This window comes from Streptomyces sp. NPDC001514, assembly GCF_053597075.1.
In genome coordinates this window covers 278,557-294,491 of the sequence record NZ_JBSFHO010000001.1, presented here as the reverse complement: position 1 = coordinate 294,491, position 15,935 = coordinate 278,557, and the positions used below count along the sequence as shown (strand labels likewise).

General features: G+C 70.0%; 15 protein-coding genes. 7 read left to right on the top strand and 8 right to left on the bottom strand.

Annotation, left to right across the window (positions count from 1 at the left end):
• The first annotated feature begins 83 nt into the window (after positions 1-83).
• Positions 84-992 carry a 1-aminocyclopropane-1-carboxylate deaminase/D-cysteine desulfhydrase gene (locus ACWCXB_RS01290; protein ID WP_450717704.1) on the top strand — a complete coding sequence of 303 codons (909 nt, stop codon included), beginning with the start codon at positions 84-86 and terminating at the stop codon, positions 990-992.
• On the opposite strand, the gene ACWCXB_RS01285 is transcribed toward ACWCXB_RS01290, so the two are convergent.
• On the bottom strand, positions 968-2,569 hold the full coding sequence (locus ACWCXB_RS01285) for a Na+/H+ antiporter (RefSeq protein WP_450717702.1): 1,602 nt from the start codon (positions 2,567-2,569) through the stop codon (positions 968-970). The genes ACWCXB_RS01290 and ACWCXB_RS01285 overlap by 25 nt on opposite strands.
• Before the next feature lie 46 nt (positions 2,570-2,615).
• Here ACWCXB_RS01285 and ACWCXB_RS01280 point away from each other — a divergent pair, with 46 nt between their 5' ends.
• From ACWCXB_RS01280 to ACWCXB_RS01270, 3 genes are all read left to right on the top strand, one after another.
• Entirely contained in the window at positions 2,616-2,876 is a 261-nt protein-coding gene (locus ACWCXB_RS01280) for a UBP-type zinc finger domain-containing protein (RefSeq protein WP_450717700.1), read from the top strand.
• Between the two features lie 242 nt (positions 2,877-3,118).
• The gene (locus tag ACWCXB_RS01275; RefSeq protein ID WP_138053254.1) at positions 3,119-3,532 is read left to right on the top strand and encodes an ATP-binding protein; all 414 of its coding nucleotides are present in this window, start codon (positions 3,119-3,121) and stop codon (positions 3,530-3,532) included.
• Positions 3,529-4,488: an RNA polymerase sigma factor SigF gene (locus ACWCXB_RS01270; RefSeq protein WP_450717698.1), complete on the top strand. Its 960-nt coding sequence runs from the start codon at positions 3,529-3,531 to the stop codon at positions 4,486-4,488. The genes ACWCXB_RS01275 and ACWCXB_RS01270 overlap by 4 nt, the downstream gene beginning before the upstream one ends.
• A 117-nt stretch (positions 4,489-4,605) precedes the next feature.
• On the opposite strand, the gene ACWCXB_RS01265 is transcribed toward ACWCXB_RS01270, so the two are convergent.
• On the bottom strand, positions 4,606-5,019 hold the full coding sequence (locus ACWCXB_RS01265) for a hypothetical protein (RefSeq protein WP_450717696.1): 414 nt from the start codon (positions 5,017-5,019) through the stop codon (positions 4,606-4,608).
• 81 nt (positions 5,020-5,100) lie between these two features.
• Here ACWCXB_RS01265 and ACWCXB_RS01260 point away from each other — a divergent pair, with 81 nt between their 5' ends.
• Both ACWCXB_RS01260 and ACWCXB_RS01255 read left to right on the top strand, forming a co-directional pair.
• The gene (locus tag ACWCXB_RS01260; RefSeq protein ID WP_450717694.1) at positions 5,101-6,069 is read left to right on the top strand and encodes a diacylglycerol/lipid kinase family protein; all 969 of its coding nucleotides are present in this window, start codon (positions 5,101-5,103) and stop codon (positions 6,067-6,069) included.
• 315 nt (positions 6,070-6,384) lie between these two features.
• Positions 6,385-6,642, top strand: a complete 258-nt coding sequence (locus ACWCXB_RS01255; RefSeq protein WP_003953983.1) for a WhiB family transcriptional regulator — start codon at positions 6,385-6,387, stop codon at positions 6,640-6,642.
• Between the two features lie 153 nt (positions 6,643-6,795).
• Here ACWCXB_RS01255 and ACWCXB_RS01250 read toward each other — a convergent pair whose 3' ends face one another.
• Positions 6,796-8,262 (bottom strand): sensor histidine kinase, encoded by a 1,467-nt coding sequence (locus ACWCXB_RS01250; RefSeq protein ID WP_450718184.1) that lies wholly within the window; start codon positions 8,260-8,262, stop codon positions 6,796-6,798.
• A gap of 327 nt (positions 8,263-8,589) precedes the next feature.
• Entirely contained in the window at positions 8,590-9,660 is a 1,071-nt protein-coding gene (locus ACWCXB_RS01245) for an SIS domain-containing protein (protein WP_450717692.1), read from the bottom strand.
• Between the two features lie 157 nt (positions 9,661-9,817).
• Here ACWCXB_RS01245 and nagB point away from each other — a divergent pair, with 157 nt between their 5' ends.
• Positions 9,818-10,603, top strand: a complete 786-nt coding sequence (gene nagB, locus ACWCXB_RS01240) for a glucosamine-6-phosphate deaminase (RefSeq protein ID WP_450717690.1) — start codon at positions 9,818-9,820, stop codon at positions 10,601-10,603.
• 329 nt (positions 10,604-10,932) lie between these two features.
• On the opposite strand, the gene ACWCXB_RS01235 is transcribed toward nagB, so the two are convergent.
• From ACWCXB_RS01235 to ACWCXB_RS01220, 4 genes are all read right to left on the bottom strand, one after another.
• Positions 10,933-12,468, bottom strand: coding sequence for a glycoside hydrolase family 3 protein (locus ACWCXB_RS01235; RefSeq protein WP_450717688.1), 1,536 nt, complete (start codon positions 12,466-12,468; stop codon positions 10,933-10,935).
• A 9-nt stretch (positions 12,469-12,477) separates the two neighbouring features.
• Positions 12,478-13,338, bottom strand: coding sequence for a carbohydrate ABC transporter permease (locus ACWCXB_RS01230; RefSeq protein WP_450717686.1), 861 nt, complete (start codon positions 13,336-13,338; stop codon positions 12,478-12,480).
• The gene (locus ACWCXB_RS01225) at positions 13,335-14,348 is read right to left on the bottom strand and encodes a carbohydrate ABC transporter permease (RefSeq protein ID WP_450717684.1); all 1,014 of its coding nucleotides are present in this window, start codon (positions 14,346-14,348) and stop codon (positions 13,335-13,337) included. The genes ACWCXB_RS01230 and ACWCXB_RS01225 overlap by 4 nt, the downstream gene beginning before the upstream one ends.
• A gap of 76 nt (positions 14,349-14,424) precedes the next feature.
• Positions 14,425-15,708 (bottom strand): extracellular solute-binding protein, encoded by a 1,284-nt coding sequence (locus tag ACWCXB_RS01220; RefSeq protein WP_450717682.1) that lies wholly within the window; start codon positions 15,706-15,708, stop codon positions 14,425-14,427.
• Between the last annotated feature and the right edge of the window lie 227 nt (positions 15,709-15,935).

Genomic DNA, 15,935 nt, shown 5'->3' with positions numbered 1-15,935 from the left:
ACGGCCGCCGGGCAGTGACCGGAGTGACGCGGGCGGCCGCCGCCGGGGAGCGCCCCGCATGACGCGCGCGTGACAATGGCCGGGTGAACGCGTTCGACCTCAGTGCCCTGCACCCCCGGCTCCCCTCGCCCTTGGAGCCGGTCGAGGACGAGCGCTTCACCCGGCACGGCGTCCGGCTGCTGCTCAAGCGCGACGATCTGATCCACCCGGATCTCCCCGGCAACAAATGGCGCAAGCTCGCCCCGAATCTGCTCGCCGCCGCCGGCCGTCCGGTCCTGACGTTCGGTGGGGCGTACTCCAACCATCTGCGCGCCACCGCCGCCGCGGGCCGGCTGCTGGGCTTTCGCACCATAGGGGTGGTACGGGGCGAGGAACTCGCCGGCCTCCCGCTCAACCCCTCGCTCGCCCGGTGCGCCGCGGACGGCATGCGACTGCACTTCGTGGACCGGACGACGTACCGCCGCAAGACCGACCCGGACGTGCTGGCCGCCCTGCTGAGCGAGTACGGCGACTGCTACGTCGTCCCGGAGGGGGGCAGCAACGCGCTTGCCGCGCGCGGCTGTACGGACCTCGGGCGCGAGCTGCGCGGCGTGGCCGACGTGGCAGCTGTGGCGTGCGGGACGGGCGGGACGCTCGCCGGCCTGGCCGCCGGGCTCGCACCGGGGCAGCGGGCGCTCGGCATCCCGGTACTCAAAGGGGGCTTCCTCGACGACGAGATACGGGCCCTGCAGAAGGACGCCTTCGGCGGCCCGGCCGGCGACTGGACGCTGGACGAGCGGTTCCACTTCGGCGGCTACGCCCGGACCACCCCGGCACTCGACGCCTTCGCCGAGGACTTCGAGGCTCGGCACGGACTGCCCGTCGAACGTCTCTATGTCGCCAAAATGCTGTACGGGCTTGTCGCTCTCGCCGATGAGGGCGCCTTCGCGCCCGGAACGGCCGTTGCGGCCGTGATCACGGGGAGCCCTCAGTCCCCCGGGCCCTCCCGGTAGGCGGCCGCCTCCTCCAGGTCCAGCCGCCGCAGCAGCGTACGCATCATCTCGTCGTCGATCCGCCGCTCGTCACGCAGCCGCACGAAGACCTCCCGTTCGGCTTCGATGATCTCGCGCGACAGCCGCCGGTAGGTGTCGTCCACGGACTCCCCGGTGAGGGGATTGACCGTCCCCAGTCGCTCCCAGACGGCGTTCCTGCGGCGCTCCATCACCGTGCGCAACCGGTCGGCGAGCGGTCCCGGCAGGGCATTGTGTTCGTCCGCGAGGAGCTCGTCCAGGCGCTCCTCGGCCGCTCGGGATGCCTCGCTCTGGGCCTGTGCCTCGGCCAGGGTGGCAGCCTGCTCGTCGCGCTGCGGCAGCTTCAGCGCACGGATCAGCAGCGGCAGGGTCAGCCCCTGCACGACGAGCGTCCCGATCACGGTGGTGAAGGTCAGGAACAGCACCAGATTGCGGGCCGGGAAGGGCCCCCCTCCCTGCACGGTGAGCGGGATGGAGAAGGCGATCGCCAGCGAGACGACACCACGCATCCCGGCCCAGCCGACGATCACGGGGGTCTTCCAGGTCACGCCCGGCTCGCGCTCCCTGATCCGGCTCGACAGCATGCGCGGCAGGAAGGTCGCGGGGAAGACCCAGACATAGCGCACCACGACGACAGCGATGAAGACCCCGAGGGCGTAGATCGCGGACTCCTGCACCCCGTAGGCGCCGAGCCCCTGGACGACGTACGACAGCTGCAGCCCGATGAGCGCGAAGACCGACGACTCCAGAATGAAGGCGACCACCTTCCAGACGGCCGCCTCCTGGAGGCGGGTCGCGAAGTCGACCTGCCAGGAGCGGTGGCCGAGGAAGAGAGCGACGACCACGACGGCCAGGACGCCGGAGGCGTGGACGCGCTCGGCGGCCGCGTAGGCGACGAAGGGGATGAGCAGGGAGAGGGTGTTCTGCAGCAGGGCTTCCTTCAGGTGCGTACGCAGCCAGTGGATCGGCACCATCAGGATGAGCCCGACGCCGACACCGCCCGCCGCCGCCAGGACGAACTCCCCGATGCCGCCCGCCCAGCCCACGCCCTCGCCCACGGCTGCGGCCACCGCCACCCGGTAGGCGGTGATCGCGGTGGCGTCGTTCACCAGGGACTCGCCCTGGAGGATCGTGGTGATGCGGTGCGGCAGGCCGAGGCGGCGGGCGATGGCGGTGGCCGCCACAGCGTCCGGCGGGGCCACGACGGCGCCGAGCACGAGCGCGGCTGCCAGTGGCAGGTCGGGCACCAGCAGATACGCGAGCCAGCCGACGGCGAAGGTCGCGAAGAGCACGTAACCGACCGAGAGGAACGCGACGGGCCGGATGTTGGCCCGCAGGTCGAGGTACGAGCTGTCGAGGGCGGCCGTGTGCAGCAGCGGGGGCAGGATCAGGGGGAGCACGATGTTCGGGTCGAGGGCGTAGGGGGGCACTCCCGGTACGTACGAGGCCAGTAGCCCCGCGGCCACCAGCATCAGCGGCGCCGGGACCGGCGTCCTGCGGGCCGCCCCGGCGATCGCCGCGCTCGCCGCGATCAGCGCCACCACTTGCAGCACGTACATCTCTCACCGACCTCACCTGCGTCAGCCGCGTCGTAACCTGGCAATCATGAGCGAGTGCCCGCATGTTCTCGACCTGCCGCACCCTGAGCCCGCGCCGCTGAGTGATACTTGTCCCGAATGTCTGGCGGACGGGACTCATCCGGTGCAACTCCGGATCTGCCTGACCTGCGGGCACGTGGGATGTTGCGACTCTTCGGTGAGCCGGCACGCCTTCCGGCACTCCGAAGGGACGGGGCATCCGGTGATGCGGACCCTGGAACCCGGAGAGAGCTGGCGGTGGTGCTTCGTGGACGGTTCGATCGTCTGACGTCTGGGTACGTCAACCCTCCGCCGGTTCTTCTCAATTGGGCTTCGCACACCTCTAGCCACTGTGCGTACCCATGTGCTTACCATGAGTGACAGCGTCGGGTAGGGGTCCCGGCGACACGGCACCATGGATCGCGATAGCGTCGCCAGTCCAGGTACGGGCTGCGCACCGATGCGCAGCACTCGGCTCCGGGATCTTCCTCCTGGGGCCTCGATCGACCTTGTGCCACCTTGGAGGTGAGGGTGTCCCAGATCGCAGGCGAGCCCGGGACTCAGGACTTCGTGGAAGTCCGGCTGCCCGCTGCGGGTGCCTACCTGTCCGTGCTGCGTACGGCCACGGCCGGACTCGCGGCGCGCTTGGACTTCACCCTCGACGAGATCGAGGACCTGCGCATCGCGGTCGACGAGGCCTGCGCGATCCTGCTGCAGCAGGCCGTTCCGGGATCCGTCCTCAGCTGCGTCTTCCGGCTCGTCGACGATTCCCTGGAGGTCACGGTCTCGGCTCCGACGACCGACGGGCGCGCGCCGGAGCGCGACACCTTCGCCTGGACGGTGCTCTCGGCACTGGCCGGCAAGGTCGACTCCTCCGTCGCCGAGGACCGTACGGTCTCCATCAGCCTGTACAAACAGCGCGGCGCGGGACCCGGGCCGGCGTGAGGGACGGGGACGGTCCGGTGCGGGACGAGGAGCGCGGGCGTGCGGCTCCGGCGGAGCCGGTGTACACACCGGCGGGCATCCCGGAGCAGCAGGCCAGGCCGCATCCGGCGGTGGATGAACGTGATGGCCTTTCGGCCTCGGCGGAGCAGGCGCAGGCAGAGCGGGCGGCCCATATGAGCGAGCAGCACCAGCACCACGATGCGAGTGACCGGAGCGAGGCGCGGTCGATGTTCATCGAGCTGCGCAAACTCCCGGAGGGGTCGCCCGAGCGCGCCGAGCTGCGCAATCAGCTGGTACGGATGCATCTGCCGCTGGTCGAGCACCTGGCGCGGCGGTTCCGGAACCGCGGGGAGCCGCTGGACGACCTCACGCAGGTCGCCACGATCGGCCTGATCAAGTCGGTGGACCGGTTCGACCCGGAGCGCGGTGTCGAGTTCTCGACGTATGCGACGCCCACGGTCGTCGGCGAGATCAAGCGCCACTTCCGCGACAAGGGCTGGGCGGTGCGGGTGCCGAGGAGGCTCCAGGAGCTGCGGCTCTCGCTGACGACGGCGACCGCGGAGCTCTCCCAGCAGCACGGCCGCTCGCCGACCGTGCACGAGCTCGCGGAGCGCCTGGGGATCTCCGAGGAGGAGGTCCTGGAGGGCCTCGAGTCGGCGAACGCGTATTCGACGCTCTCGCTGGACGTCCCCGACACCGACGACGAGTCCCCTGCGGTCGCGGACACGCTGGGCGCAGAGGACGAGGCGCTGGAGGGCGTCGAGTACCGGGAGTCGCTGAAGCCGCTGCTGGAGGATCTCCCGCCGCGCGAGAAGCGGATCCTGCTGCTGCGTTTCTTCGGGAACATGACCCAGTCGCAGATCGCGCAGGAGGTCGGCATCTCCCAGATGCACGTGTCGCGCCTGCTCGCGCGGACGCTGGCGCAGCTGCGCGAGAAGCTGCTGGTGGAGGAGTAAGGGGAGCGGTCGCCGTCGGTGGCCGACCCCGGTGGTTTGTGGCACTGGTCCCACAGGGCCCCCAGGACCAAGTCCTGGGGGGAGGGACGGGTGGGCACGAACCCACCCTGCCGGGGGCTACTCGCGCCCGCGGATACCGAGCGCCTGGGTCGTCGACGGGTTGACCAGCAGGACGAGACCCGCCACCGCCACCACCGCGAGGGCGATCCCGGCCGGGATCAGGAGCGTGCCCGAGGAGCGGAGCAGGGTCCAGGCGACCGGGAGGGCCATGAGCTGGGTGATGATCGCCGGGCCGCGGCTCCAGCTGCGGCGCAGGAGCAGGCCCCTGGCCGCCAGCAGCGGGATGACGCCGAGCGCAATGAGCGTCACGCCGCCCGTTTCGGCCTGGGAGGTGCTCTCCGGGTTGCCCATGAGTCCGGTCACCAGCATGTAGATGCCGCCGGCGATCAGGGCCAGGGCCTCCAGCCCGCAGACGGCCGCCGCGGCGGTCAGACGGGCGGGACGCGGCTCGGGAATCTGCTCACTGCTCACCTCAGCAGGGTAGCCCCGGCCCAGGTCCGCACTCCGGCCCGGGGCTGGGCCCGGTACCACCCGGTAGGTACGCTGGCGCCCATGCGCGCACTCCTCGTGGTCAATCCGGCAGCAACCACCACGAGTGCACGCACCCGTGACGTTCTGATCCACGCCCTCGCCAGCGAGATGAAGCTGAAGGCCGTGACGACCGAGTACCGGGGCCACGCGCGCGACCTCGCCCGGCGCGCGGCCGATTCCGACGAGATAGACCTGGTCGTCGCCCTCGGCGGCGACGGCACCGTCAACGAGGTCGTGAACGGCCTGCTGCACTCGGGCCCGGACCCCGACGCCCTCCCCCGCCTCGCGGTCGTCCCCGGCGGCTCCACGAATGTCTTCGCCCGCGCGCTCGGCCTCCCGAACGACGCCGTGGAGGCGACCGGCGCGATCCTGGACGCGCTGAGCAAGCGCACCGAACGGACGGTCGGCCTGGGACTGGCGTCCGGCACGCCCGGCACGGAGGACGAGGCGGTCCCGTCCCGCTGGTTCACCTTCTGCGCCGGATTCGGTTTCGACGCCGGCGTCGTCGGCCGGGTCGAACAGCAGCGGGAGCGCGGCAGGAGATCGACGCACGCCCTTTACGTGCGCCAGGCGGCCCGTCAGTTCCTCGAGGACCCGAGCCGCCGACGCGGCGCGATCACGCTGGAGCGCCCCGGCGCGGAGCCGGTGAAGGATCTTGTGCTGTCGATAGTCTGCAACACCTCCCCCTGGACCTACCTGGGGAATCGTCCGGTGTACGCGTCCCCGGACGCCTCGTTCGACACCGCCCTGGACATCTTCGCCCTGAGCCGGCTCTCGGCCCCCGCGCTGGCTCGTTACGCGACCCAGCTGCTCACCTCGACCCCCGAGCGCGGCCCGCACGGCAAGCACGCCGTCTCTCTTCATGACCTGACGGACTTCACCTTGCATTCGAAGGCCCCGATGCCGTTCCAGATGGATGGTGACCACCTCGGCCTGCGAACGAGCGTGACGTTCACAGGCGTACGCCGTGCACTGCGTGTGATTGTGTGAGCGGAAGGGGCAAAACTCCTTCCACTCGAACGTTTAGGCGCGGGTCCACCCCATGGAAGTACGGCTGTGACCTAGTCGACACCGAGGAATCAAAAAAAACTTTCCGGAAGGGGTTGTATCCGCCGCCGAGGTTTGCGAATCTCTACATGGCGATCGGGACGGCCCGCAGAACCGGCATCCCTGAGAGCCAGAACCCCTCCTCAAACTCGGACCGCACCAGTTCGCCTGGGCGTTGGCCCTTCCCTTGCGGGGGGATTCGTGAAAGCGTTCACATTCACAAGCAACCTGCACGTAATACCAAGAGAGGTAGCAGCCATGGACTGGCGTCACAACGCCGTTTGCCGCGAGGAAGACCCCGAGCTGTTCTTCCCCATCGGCAACACCGGTCCTGCGCTGCTGCAGATCGAGGAAGCCAAGGCCGTCTGCCGCCGCTGCCCCGTCATGGAGCAGTGTCTGCAGTGGGCGCTCGAGTCCGGCCAGGACTCCGGCGTCTGGGGTGGCCTCAGCGAGGACGAGCGCCGCGCGATGAAGCGCCGCGCCGCTCGCAACCGGGCGCGCAACGCCAGCGCCTGACGCCACCTGTTACGAGCCTGAGCCCGGCGGCGCGTACGGCGAGTACGCACTCACCGCCCCCGAGCCGCAGCGCGCAGCAGTAACTCACAGCGTTCGAGCCCCGGACCGTGTCGAAACGGTCCGGGGCTCGCTGCTGTTTGCGCCTTCTCGCCGCTATTTCTGGGTTTGTACGGGGATGTCGAGCACGACACGCGTGCCACGCTCAAGGCCCGGCACCATGTCGAAGGTGCCGCCCAACTCCCCCTCGACCAGCGTCCTGACGATCTGAAGGCCCAGGTTTCCGGCCCGCTGCGGATCGAAGCCCTCGGGCAGGCCACGGCCGTCGTCCTGGACCGTGATCAGCAGCCGCTCATGGCCACGCGGCCCGCCGCGCACCGCCGCGACCTCGACCGTGCCGTGCTCCCCCGGGGCGAAGGCGTGCTCCAGGGCGTTCTGCAGGACCTCGGTCAGGACCATCGAGAGCGGCGTCGCGACCTCGGCGTCGAGGATTCCGCAACGTCCGGTGCGGCGGCACACGACCTTGCCCGGGGAGATCTCCGCGACCATCGCGACGACCCGGTCGGCGATCTCGTCGAACTCGACGCGCTCGTCGAGGTTCTGAGACAGCGTCTCGTGGACGATCGCGATGGAGCCGACGCGGCGGACGGCCTCGTTGAGCGCCTCCCGGCCGCGTACCGAATCCATCCGGCGGGCCTGCAGCCGCAGGAGCGCGGCGACCGTCTGGAGGTTGTTCTTCACCCGGTGGTGGATCTCCCGGATGGTGGCGTCCTTCGTGATCAACTCGCGCTCGCGGCGGCGGAGTTCGGTGACGTCGCGGAGCAGGATGAGGGAGCCGATGCGCGTGCCCTTCGGCTTCAGCGGGATGGCGCGCAGCTGGATCACCCCGCCGTTGCCCTCGACCTCGGTCTCGCGGGGCGCGTATCCGCTGGCGAGTTTGACCAGGGCCTCGTCGACGGGGCCGCGCGACGGGGCGAGTTCGGCGGTGACCTGGCCGAGGTGCTGTCCGACGAGGTCGGCGGCGAGACCGAGACGGTGGTACGCGGAGAGGGCGTTCGGGGACGCGTACTGGACGATCCCGTCGGCGTCGAGGCGGATCAGTCCGTCCCCGGCGCGCGGGGAAGCGTCCATGTCGACCTGCTGGCCGGGGAAGGGGAAGGAGCCGGCGGCGATCATCTGCGCGAGGTCCGATGCGGACTGGAGGTACGTCAGCTCCAGCCGGCTCGGGGTGCGGACGGTCAGCAGGTTGGTGTTGCGGGCGATGACGCCGAGGACGCGGCCCTCGCGGCGTACGGGGATCGACTCGACCCGCACCGGCACCTCCTCGCGCCACTCCGGGTCGCCCTCGCGCACGATCCTGCCCTCGTCCAGTGCGGCGTCGAGCAGCGGGCGGCGGCCGCGGGGAACCAAATGGCCGACCATGTCGTCCTGATAGGAGGTGGGGCCGGTGTTCGGCCGCATCTGGGCGACGGAGACATAGCGCGTGCCGTCGAGGGTGGGGACCCAGAGGACGAGGTCGGCGAAGGAGAGGTCGGAGAGCAGCTGCCACTCCGAGACCAGCAGATGGAGCCACTCGAGGTCGGACTCACTCAGAGCGGTGTGCTGGCGTACGAGGTCGTTCATGGAGGGCACGCTGCGAGCGTACCTTCGGTATGAACCTGACGGGACGGGGCTCCGTGGTGGAGGATGGACCCGGAATCGGTCCGAACGTATGGATGGACAGACAAGAATGGTCTAGTCCACAATGATTTCAAACGAACTTCCGCCCTCCCCGCACAGGAGGGTGGACCGAGGTACCCGGCGCTCTCTGCCCTGACTGCGCCGCTGCCTCCAACGGCCGCGCGGGCCGCACACCCGCCGGCCGAGCAACTCCGGGCTGCGGTGCCGGACGGGTTGAGGGTCCCGTCCCGGCGCCGCGGCCCGCGGGTTTTTCCGGGGTCTTTCCGGGGGTCAGTGGGTCTCGGTGACCTTGGCGAGAGCGCGCGGCGCGTCCGGGTCCTGACCACGGGCGATGGTGACCTCGTACGCCAGCAGCTGGAGGGGCAGGATCTCCAGGATGGGCTGGACCTCCTCCGCCACCCCCTCCGTGGGCAGGACGAAGCCCGCGGACGCGGCGTCGACCTGGCGCTCGGGGCCCACGACGACGAGGTCGGCCCCGCGGCCGCGGAGGCGGTCGAGGACCGGCTGGAGGGCCTCGCCGCCGCGACCGTCCGTGACGACCGCGATCACCGGGGAGATGTTGTCGACCATGGCCAGCGGGCCGTGGAGCAGATCGGCCCCGGAGTAGGAGAGAGCGGGTATGTAACTCGTCTCCATCAGCTTGAGGGCCGCCTCCTTGGCGGTCGGGTAGCCGTAGCCCCTGGATGTGATGACCATGCGCTCGGCGAAGCGGTAGCGCGAGGCCAGGGACCTGACTTCGTCCTTGCGGGCCAGGATCTGTTCGGCGAGTCCCGGCAGGACCTGCGCCGCAGAGGCGTCCCCGCCCCGCAGGCCCTCGACGAAGAGGTACAGGGAGAGCAGGGACGCGGTGTACGTCTTGGTGGCGGGGAGGGCCTTCTCCGGACCGGCCAGGATGTCGATGTGGAACTCGGAGACCGCGGCGAGCGGCGAGTCCGGGTTGTTCGTCACCGCGAGGGTGACCGCACCGGCGTTCCGGGCGGCCTGCGTGGAGGCCACCAGGTCGGGCGAGCCGCCGGACTGGCTGACGGTGATGACGAGGACGTCCGTGAGGTTGGGCTTCGCGCCGTACGCCGTCGTCGTCGACATGGACGTGAGCCCGCAGGGCAGCCCGAGCTGGATCTCCAGCAGGTACTTCGCGTAGAGGGCGGCGTTGTCGGACGTGCCGCGTGCGGTGAGGAGGACGAACCGGGGCTTGCGTTCGGCGATCGCGGCGGCGACCTCGCGGATCCGCGGCGCCCCCTGGTCGAGGATCCGGCGCAGCACCGCGGGCTGCTCCGCCATCTCGCCGGACATGATCCGTCCCGGCTGTTCGCTGTGTTCGGCGGACGTCGTGGCGGACATGCTGAGTGCCTCCCAGAACGTGTGATGGCCGGCGTCGCCGTCCGGCTCAGTCGACCACGGGGAACCGCACCCCCGCCAGCCGGAATGCACCGGGGCGCCGCCCCATTCTGCTAGATTGGTCTATACCACATATCGTCGACCGATCGGCAGGCCCAGCGTGGAAGTTGTCATCGTTCCGGACGCCAAGGCTGGCGGAGAGCTCATCGCCCAGGGCATCGCGGATCTGCTCCGCCGCAAGCCCGACGCACTGCTCGGGGTGGCCACCGGGTCGACCCCGCTGCCGGTCTACGAGGCACTGGCCGCGAAGGTACGGTCGGGCGAGGTGGACGCGTCGCGCGCGCGGATCGCCCAGCTCGACGAGTACGTGGGCCTGCCGGCCGGGCACCCCGAGTCGTACCGCTCGGTCGTCCTGCGCGAGGTCGTCGAGCCGCTCGGGCTCGACGCGGAGGCGTTCCTGGGCCCGGACGGGTCGGCGGACGACGTGCAGGGCGCGTGCGAGGCGTACGACGCCGCACTGGCGGAGGCGGGCGGGGTGGACCTGCAGCTGCTGGGGATCGGGACCGACGGGCACATCGGGTTCAACGAGCCGTGCTCGTCGCTCGCGTCCCGTACGCGGATCAAGACGCTGACGGAGCAGACGCGGGTGGACAACGCGCGCTTCTTCGAAGGCGACATCGAGCAGGTGCCTCATCACGTGATCACGCAGGGGATCGGGACGATTCTGGAGGCGCGGCACCTGGTGCTGCTGGCCACGGGCGAGGGGAAGGCGGACGCGGTCGCGGCGAGCGTGGAGGGGCCGGTGGCCGCGGTCGTGCCGGCCTCGGCGCTCCAGCTGCACCCGCACGCGACCGTCGTCGTGGATGAGGCTGCCGCCTCGAAGCTGAAGCTTGCGGACTACTTCCGCGCGACGTACGCGGCGAAGCCGGCCTGGCAGGGGCTGTAGCCCCTGCCAGGCCGGACGGCGAGGCCCGGGCCCCCACTCGGGGCGGCCCGGGCCTCGGACTTTGCACCGGTGCGGATCGCCCATTTCCAGCCCGTCCGGCGTTCGAGGACGGACACCCGGGGCCACCGGCCGTCCCGACAGGGTGGCCGGCAGCTGCAGTCCGGATCCGAGCTTGTCGCCCGGGTGCGGGCGGGCCGGTGGGTGGGTTGGCCCACCCGTTCCTCTCCCCAGGACTTCACCCTGGGGGCCCATCGCGGAACGACTGCCCACAACCCGCCGGACGCGACGGCCCCGGTTCCGCGGTGCGGGACCGGGGCCGTCGTGCTTGGTCACACGCCCGTGAGGGCCTCCGCGGCCGCGATGCCGCAGACTCGGGCCGCGCCCAGGGTGGCGACGTGGAGCGCGCCGCGCGGCGGGGCCTCATCGAGGCCCATCTCGACCACGATCGTGTCCGGGCGGGCCGCCAGGAGGGCATCCAGGGACCGGGCCATCCATGCGTGCCGGTGGACGTCGCGGACGACCGCGACGATCCGGCGGTCTCCCGCGGCCAGGAGGATGTCATCGACCGCCGCGTCCGAGTACGTCCCCGTCTCCGTGCCCGGGAGCAGCCGGGCCAGTTCCGCCGCGACGCCCCAGGGGGTCTCGTCCCCGACGGCGATATTGGCGACAGCGGTGAACGCGGCGACGTACGGCGCGGAGGTCAGGGGCTCGAAGGGCTCCTCCCCCGCCGTGACGCGCACGGCCCGTCGCGCCGCCACCAGACCGATGTCGGCACTGATGCCGGTACCGGTGCCGGTGCCGGGCGCGGTCCCCTCCTGTGAAGCCGCGCCCGGCTCCGATGCCGCCCCCCTGGCCCCCCTGGTCCAGTCCGCTAGCGCGCGCACGCGCGCGGCCGCGTCGGCCAGTCGTTCCTCGGGCAGCTCGCCCTTGCGTACCGCGGTGACCAGCGCATCGCGCAGCCGCAGCACGGTGTCCTCGTCGGCCAGGCCGCCACCGACACAGATCGCGTCGGCACCGGCGGCGATCGCGAGGACACTGCCGCGCTCGATTCCGTACGTCGCGGCGATGGCCTGCATCTCCATGCCATCCGTGACGATGAGTCCGTCGAAGCCCAGCTCCTGGCGCAGCAGACCGGTGAGGATCTGCGGGCTCAGGGTCGCCGGGCGGTTCGGGTCGAGCGCAGGCAGCAGGATATGCGCGCTCATGACCGACTTGGAACCCGCTGCGATGGCTGCGTGGAAAGGCAGCAGCTCACGGGCGTGCAACGTGGCCAAGTCCACATCGATGCGGGGCAGGGCGTGGTGCGAGTCGACGGCGGTGTCGCCGTGCCCCGGGAAGTGCTTGGTACATGCAGCCACTCCCGCGGACTGCAGGCCCTCGACGTACGCGGCGGTGTGCCGGGCGACCAGCCGGGGATCGGCACCGAAGGAACGTACCCCGATGACGGGATTGTTCGGATTTGAGTTGACATCGGCCGAAGGAGCCCAGTTCAGATCGACCCCGCAGGCGGCGAGCCTACGGCCGAGCTCCGCGGCCACGTCCCGGGTCAGCTCGACGTCGTCGACGGACCCGAGAGCGTAGTTGCCGGGGAAGGAGGAGCCGGTACGGACTTCCAGGCGGGTGACGTCCCCGCCCTCCTCGTCGATGGCGACGATGACGTCGTCCCGCTCGGCCCGCAACTGCGCGGTGAGCGCCGCGAGCTGCTCGGGCGAGGCGATGTTGCGGCCGAACAGGCCCACGGACGAGAGCCCTTCGCCGATCCGGCGGAGCAGCCAGTCGGGCGCGGTGGTGCCGAGGAAGCCGGGCTGGAGGACGGCGAGTGCGTCACGCGTGAGCGTGTCGGTGCCGTGTGCGAGCGTCGTCATGAGGCGGCGTCATCCCTTCACTGCGCCGGCCGTCAGACCTGCGGCCATCTTGCGCTGGACGAGGAGGAAGAGGATCACGATGGGGACGGCCATCATGGTGGCGCCGGCCATCATCGGGGCGTATTCGGTGCCGTGCTTGGTGGTGAAGTTGCCGAGCCAGACGGTGGCCGTCTGGTTCTGCTGGCTCATCAGCATCAGCGCGTACAGGTACTCGTTCCACGCCTGGATGAATCCGTACACGGACGTCGCCACCATGCCCGGCGCGAGCAGCGGGAACACCACGCGCACGAAGGCGCCGGTGCGGGTGCAGCCGTCGACCATGGCCGCCTCCTCCAGCTCCCGCGGAATGTTGACGATGAACCCGCGCAGCGTCCACACCGTGAAGGGGAGGATGAAGGTGAGGTACGTGATGATCAGGCCGGTGAGCCTGTCGTACTGACCGAGGTCGTTGAGCAGCAGGAAGACCGGGATGATCATGGCGACCAGCGGGACCATCTGGACGGCCAGGATGCCCACGATCACGATCTTGCGCCCGCGGAAGGCGAAGCGCGAGATGGCGAGCGCCGCGAGCATGCCGACGACGATGCCGATGGCGACCACGACGAGCGACACGATGAGGCTGCGCCCGACGGGGCCCCAGAAGTCGGCGATGTCGAGGGCCCGCGAGAAGTTCGCCAGGGTGAACGTCCTGGGGAAGAAGTGCGGGTTCGGGTCGATGGCGTCCTTGGCCGGCTTGAAGGCCGTGTTGAGCATCCAGTAGACCGGGAAGCCCGCGGAGACGAAGACCAGCAGGCCGAGCAGGTTCCAGCCGAGCTTGCTCCTGCGGGGCTTCGTGGGGCGGCGTACGGCGCCTTGAGTCACAGCGCTCACTCGACTTCTCCGATCTTGAGCATCTGGCGCATGTAGACCGCGACGACGCCGAGCAGCAGGAGCACGGTGACGAGGGCGATCGCCGAGCCGCCGCCGTAGTCGTTGACGACGAAGGCCTTGTCGTAGGAGTACGTGGTCAGCAGCTGGAACTCGGCCTCCGGGTGGCCGTTGCGCATCACGAAGACCTGCGGGAAGACACCCATGTCCCAGATCACCGAGAGCGTCGTGAGCATCACGATGATGGGCTTGAGGATCGGCAGCGTGACGTACCGGAAGACGCCCCACGCGCCGGCGCCGTCGAGGCGGGCGGCCTCTTCGAGCTCCTTGGGCACCTGGGTGAGTCCTGCGCTCAGCGTGATGACGACGAAGGGCACGGCGCCCCAGACGACCAGCAGCATGATGACGGCGAGGCCCTGCGGGCCGCTGGCGAACCAGTTGTGCCCGATCATGTCGACCCCGGGCACCTGGCTGAGCACCCAGTTGAGGACGCCGTAGTCGGTGTCGAAGAGCCACTTGAAGATCGCGGTGGCGACGATGATGGGCATGCCCCAGCTCGCCACGAGCGCGATGTTGATGAGCGTCTTCACCCAGCCCGAGACGCGCTGCAGCAGCAGCGCGATCAGCATGCCGAGGACCATCGTGAGGACGACCGCGCCGCCGGCGAAGACCACCGTGCGCACGACGACGGACCAGAACTCGCCGTCGCCCAGGATCTTGGTGAAGTTGTCGAGGCCGACCGACTCGGGCTCCTGGAAGCCCCACAGCTGCGCCTGTCCGAACTTCTGGAAGGAGAGGGCGACCAGCCGGACCAGCGGATAGCCGAGGACCAGCAGCAGGACGATCAGACAGGGCGCGAGGAGCGCCCAGGGCAGCCCGGCCCCGCCGCCCGCGCGCCGCTTCCCCGGCCTTCCGGCTCCCCCGGATCCGGATCCGGCCCCGGTCCCGGCGCCCTTGGTTGACGATGGCCGCGTCGGCGGCACCTTGGCAGTGGTTGTGTCTGCGGCACTCATCGGGCGCTCCTCAGCGGTCCCTCTCCTCGTACGGGAGCAGGGCTCCGTCGGCGACCGACGGAGCCCTGCCGGAAGGTCACTTGGTGTTGATGACCTTGTCGATCGCGGCGTCCGCCGCCTTCGCGGCCTCCTCGACCGTCTTCTTGCCGGTGCCGATCTCCCGGAGCATCGTCTTGAGGGTCTGGGCCTTCTCGACCTGGCCCCAGCCCGGCGCCATCGGGACGAACCAGTTGGACTCGGCGGCGGTGGCCGGGACGACCGTCTTCGGGTCGGCCTTCAGGGTGGCCAGGTCGGTCTTGTTGTTCGGCAGGTTGCCCTTGCCGATCAGACCCTTCTGGCCCTGGGCGCCGGTGAAGGCGTTGATCCACTCGGCGGCGACGCCCTGCGCCTTGGACTTGACCGGGATGGCCAGGTCCGAGCCGCCGAGGAAGACGGGCAGGTTCTTGCCGGACGGAGCGGGCATCACGAAGTTCTCGAGGTTGCCCTTGAGCTTGCCGGTCTTGTCGTTCTCCGGGGCCTCGGAGGTGGCGCCTTCCCACGCCGCGCCGAAGATCATGCCGGCGTTGCCCTGGCCGTACACGATGTAACGGTCCGACTCGTCCTTGGTCTTGTCGGCCTTCATGTACTTGTCGAGCACGTTCTTGTACTCGTTGAGGCCCTTGATGGACTCGGGCGAGGAGAGGCTGGCCTTCCACTGGTCGCCGTCCTTCTTCGCGATGGCGCCGCCCGCGTCGTAGACGAAGGACATCGCGGCGTACCAGTCCGGCGAAGGCTGGTACCAGGCGCTGAACTTGTTGCCCTTCTTCGCCTGGATCTTGTCGAGGGCGGCGGTCAGCTCGGCGTAGGTCTTCGGCGGAGCCTTCACACCGGCCTCGGCGGCGACGTCCTTGCGCCAGTTGCCCACGCGGCCACCGGCGTAGTAGGGGACGCCGTAGGACTTTCCGTCGTACGTGACGGACTCCTTGAGGCCGTCCAGCCAGGCGTCGGACTGCTCGAACTTCGCCGGGTCGACCTCGGCGAACGCGCCCTTGACCATGTAGCCGAGCATCTCGGTGTTGCCCATCTCGACCACGTCGGGCGCCTTGTCCGTGGCGAGCACGGCGTCGAGCTTGGCGTTCTTGTCCGGCCAGCCGTAGTACTCGTGCTTGATCTTGATGCCGGGGTGCTTCTTGACGACCGCGTCGTCGGCCGCCTTGACGAGCTCGGGCCAGTTGTTCTGGGCGTCGACCGTCAACCAGACGGTGAGCTCCTTGACGTCCGCTCCGGCCTTGTCCCCGCCCTTGTCGCTCTCGGAGCCACACGCGGCAATGCTGACCATCATGCCCGCGACGCCGATCGCCGCGATGAGCTTGCGCTTCACGCCACCCTCCTCAGGGATGCTGCAACCCCCCGCCCACCGCGAAGACGTACGGAGGCATACGCCGAGTACTGCTCGTGGGGCTGGGACTTGGTCTTTAATGGTTTAGACCAGTACTGCGGAGCTTGGCCTAGACCTTTAGGGGTGTCAAGGGTGTATAAGAAGGGCTGTCGCGTCCGTTATCGGACCGACACCTGAGGGGAGGGCGACGACCCGTGACCGGACCGTGC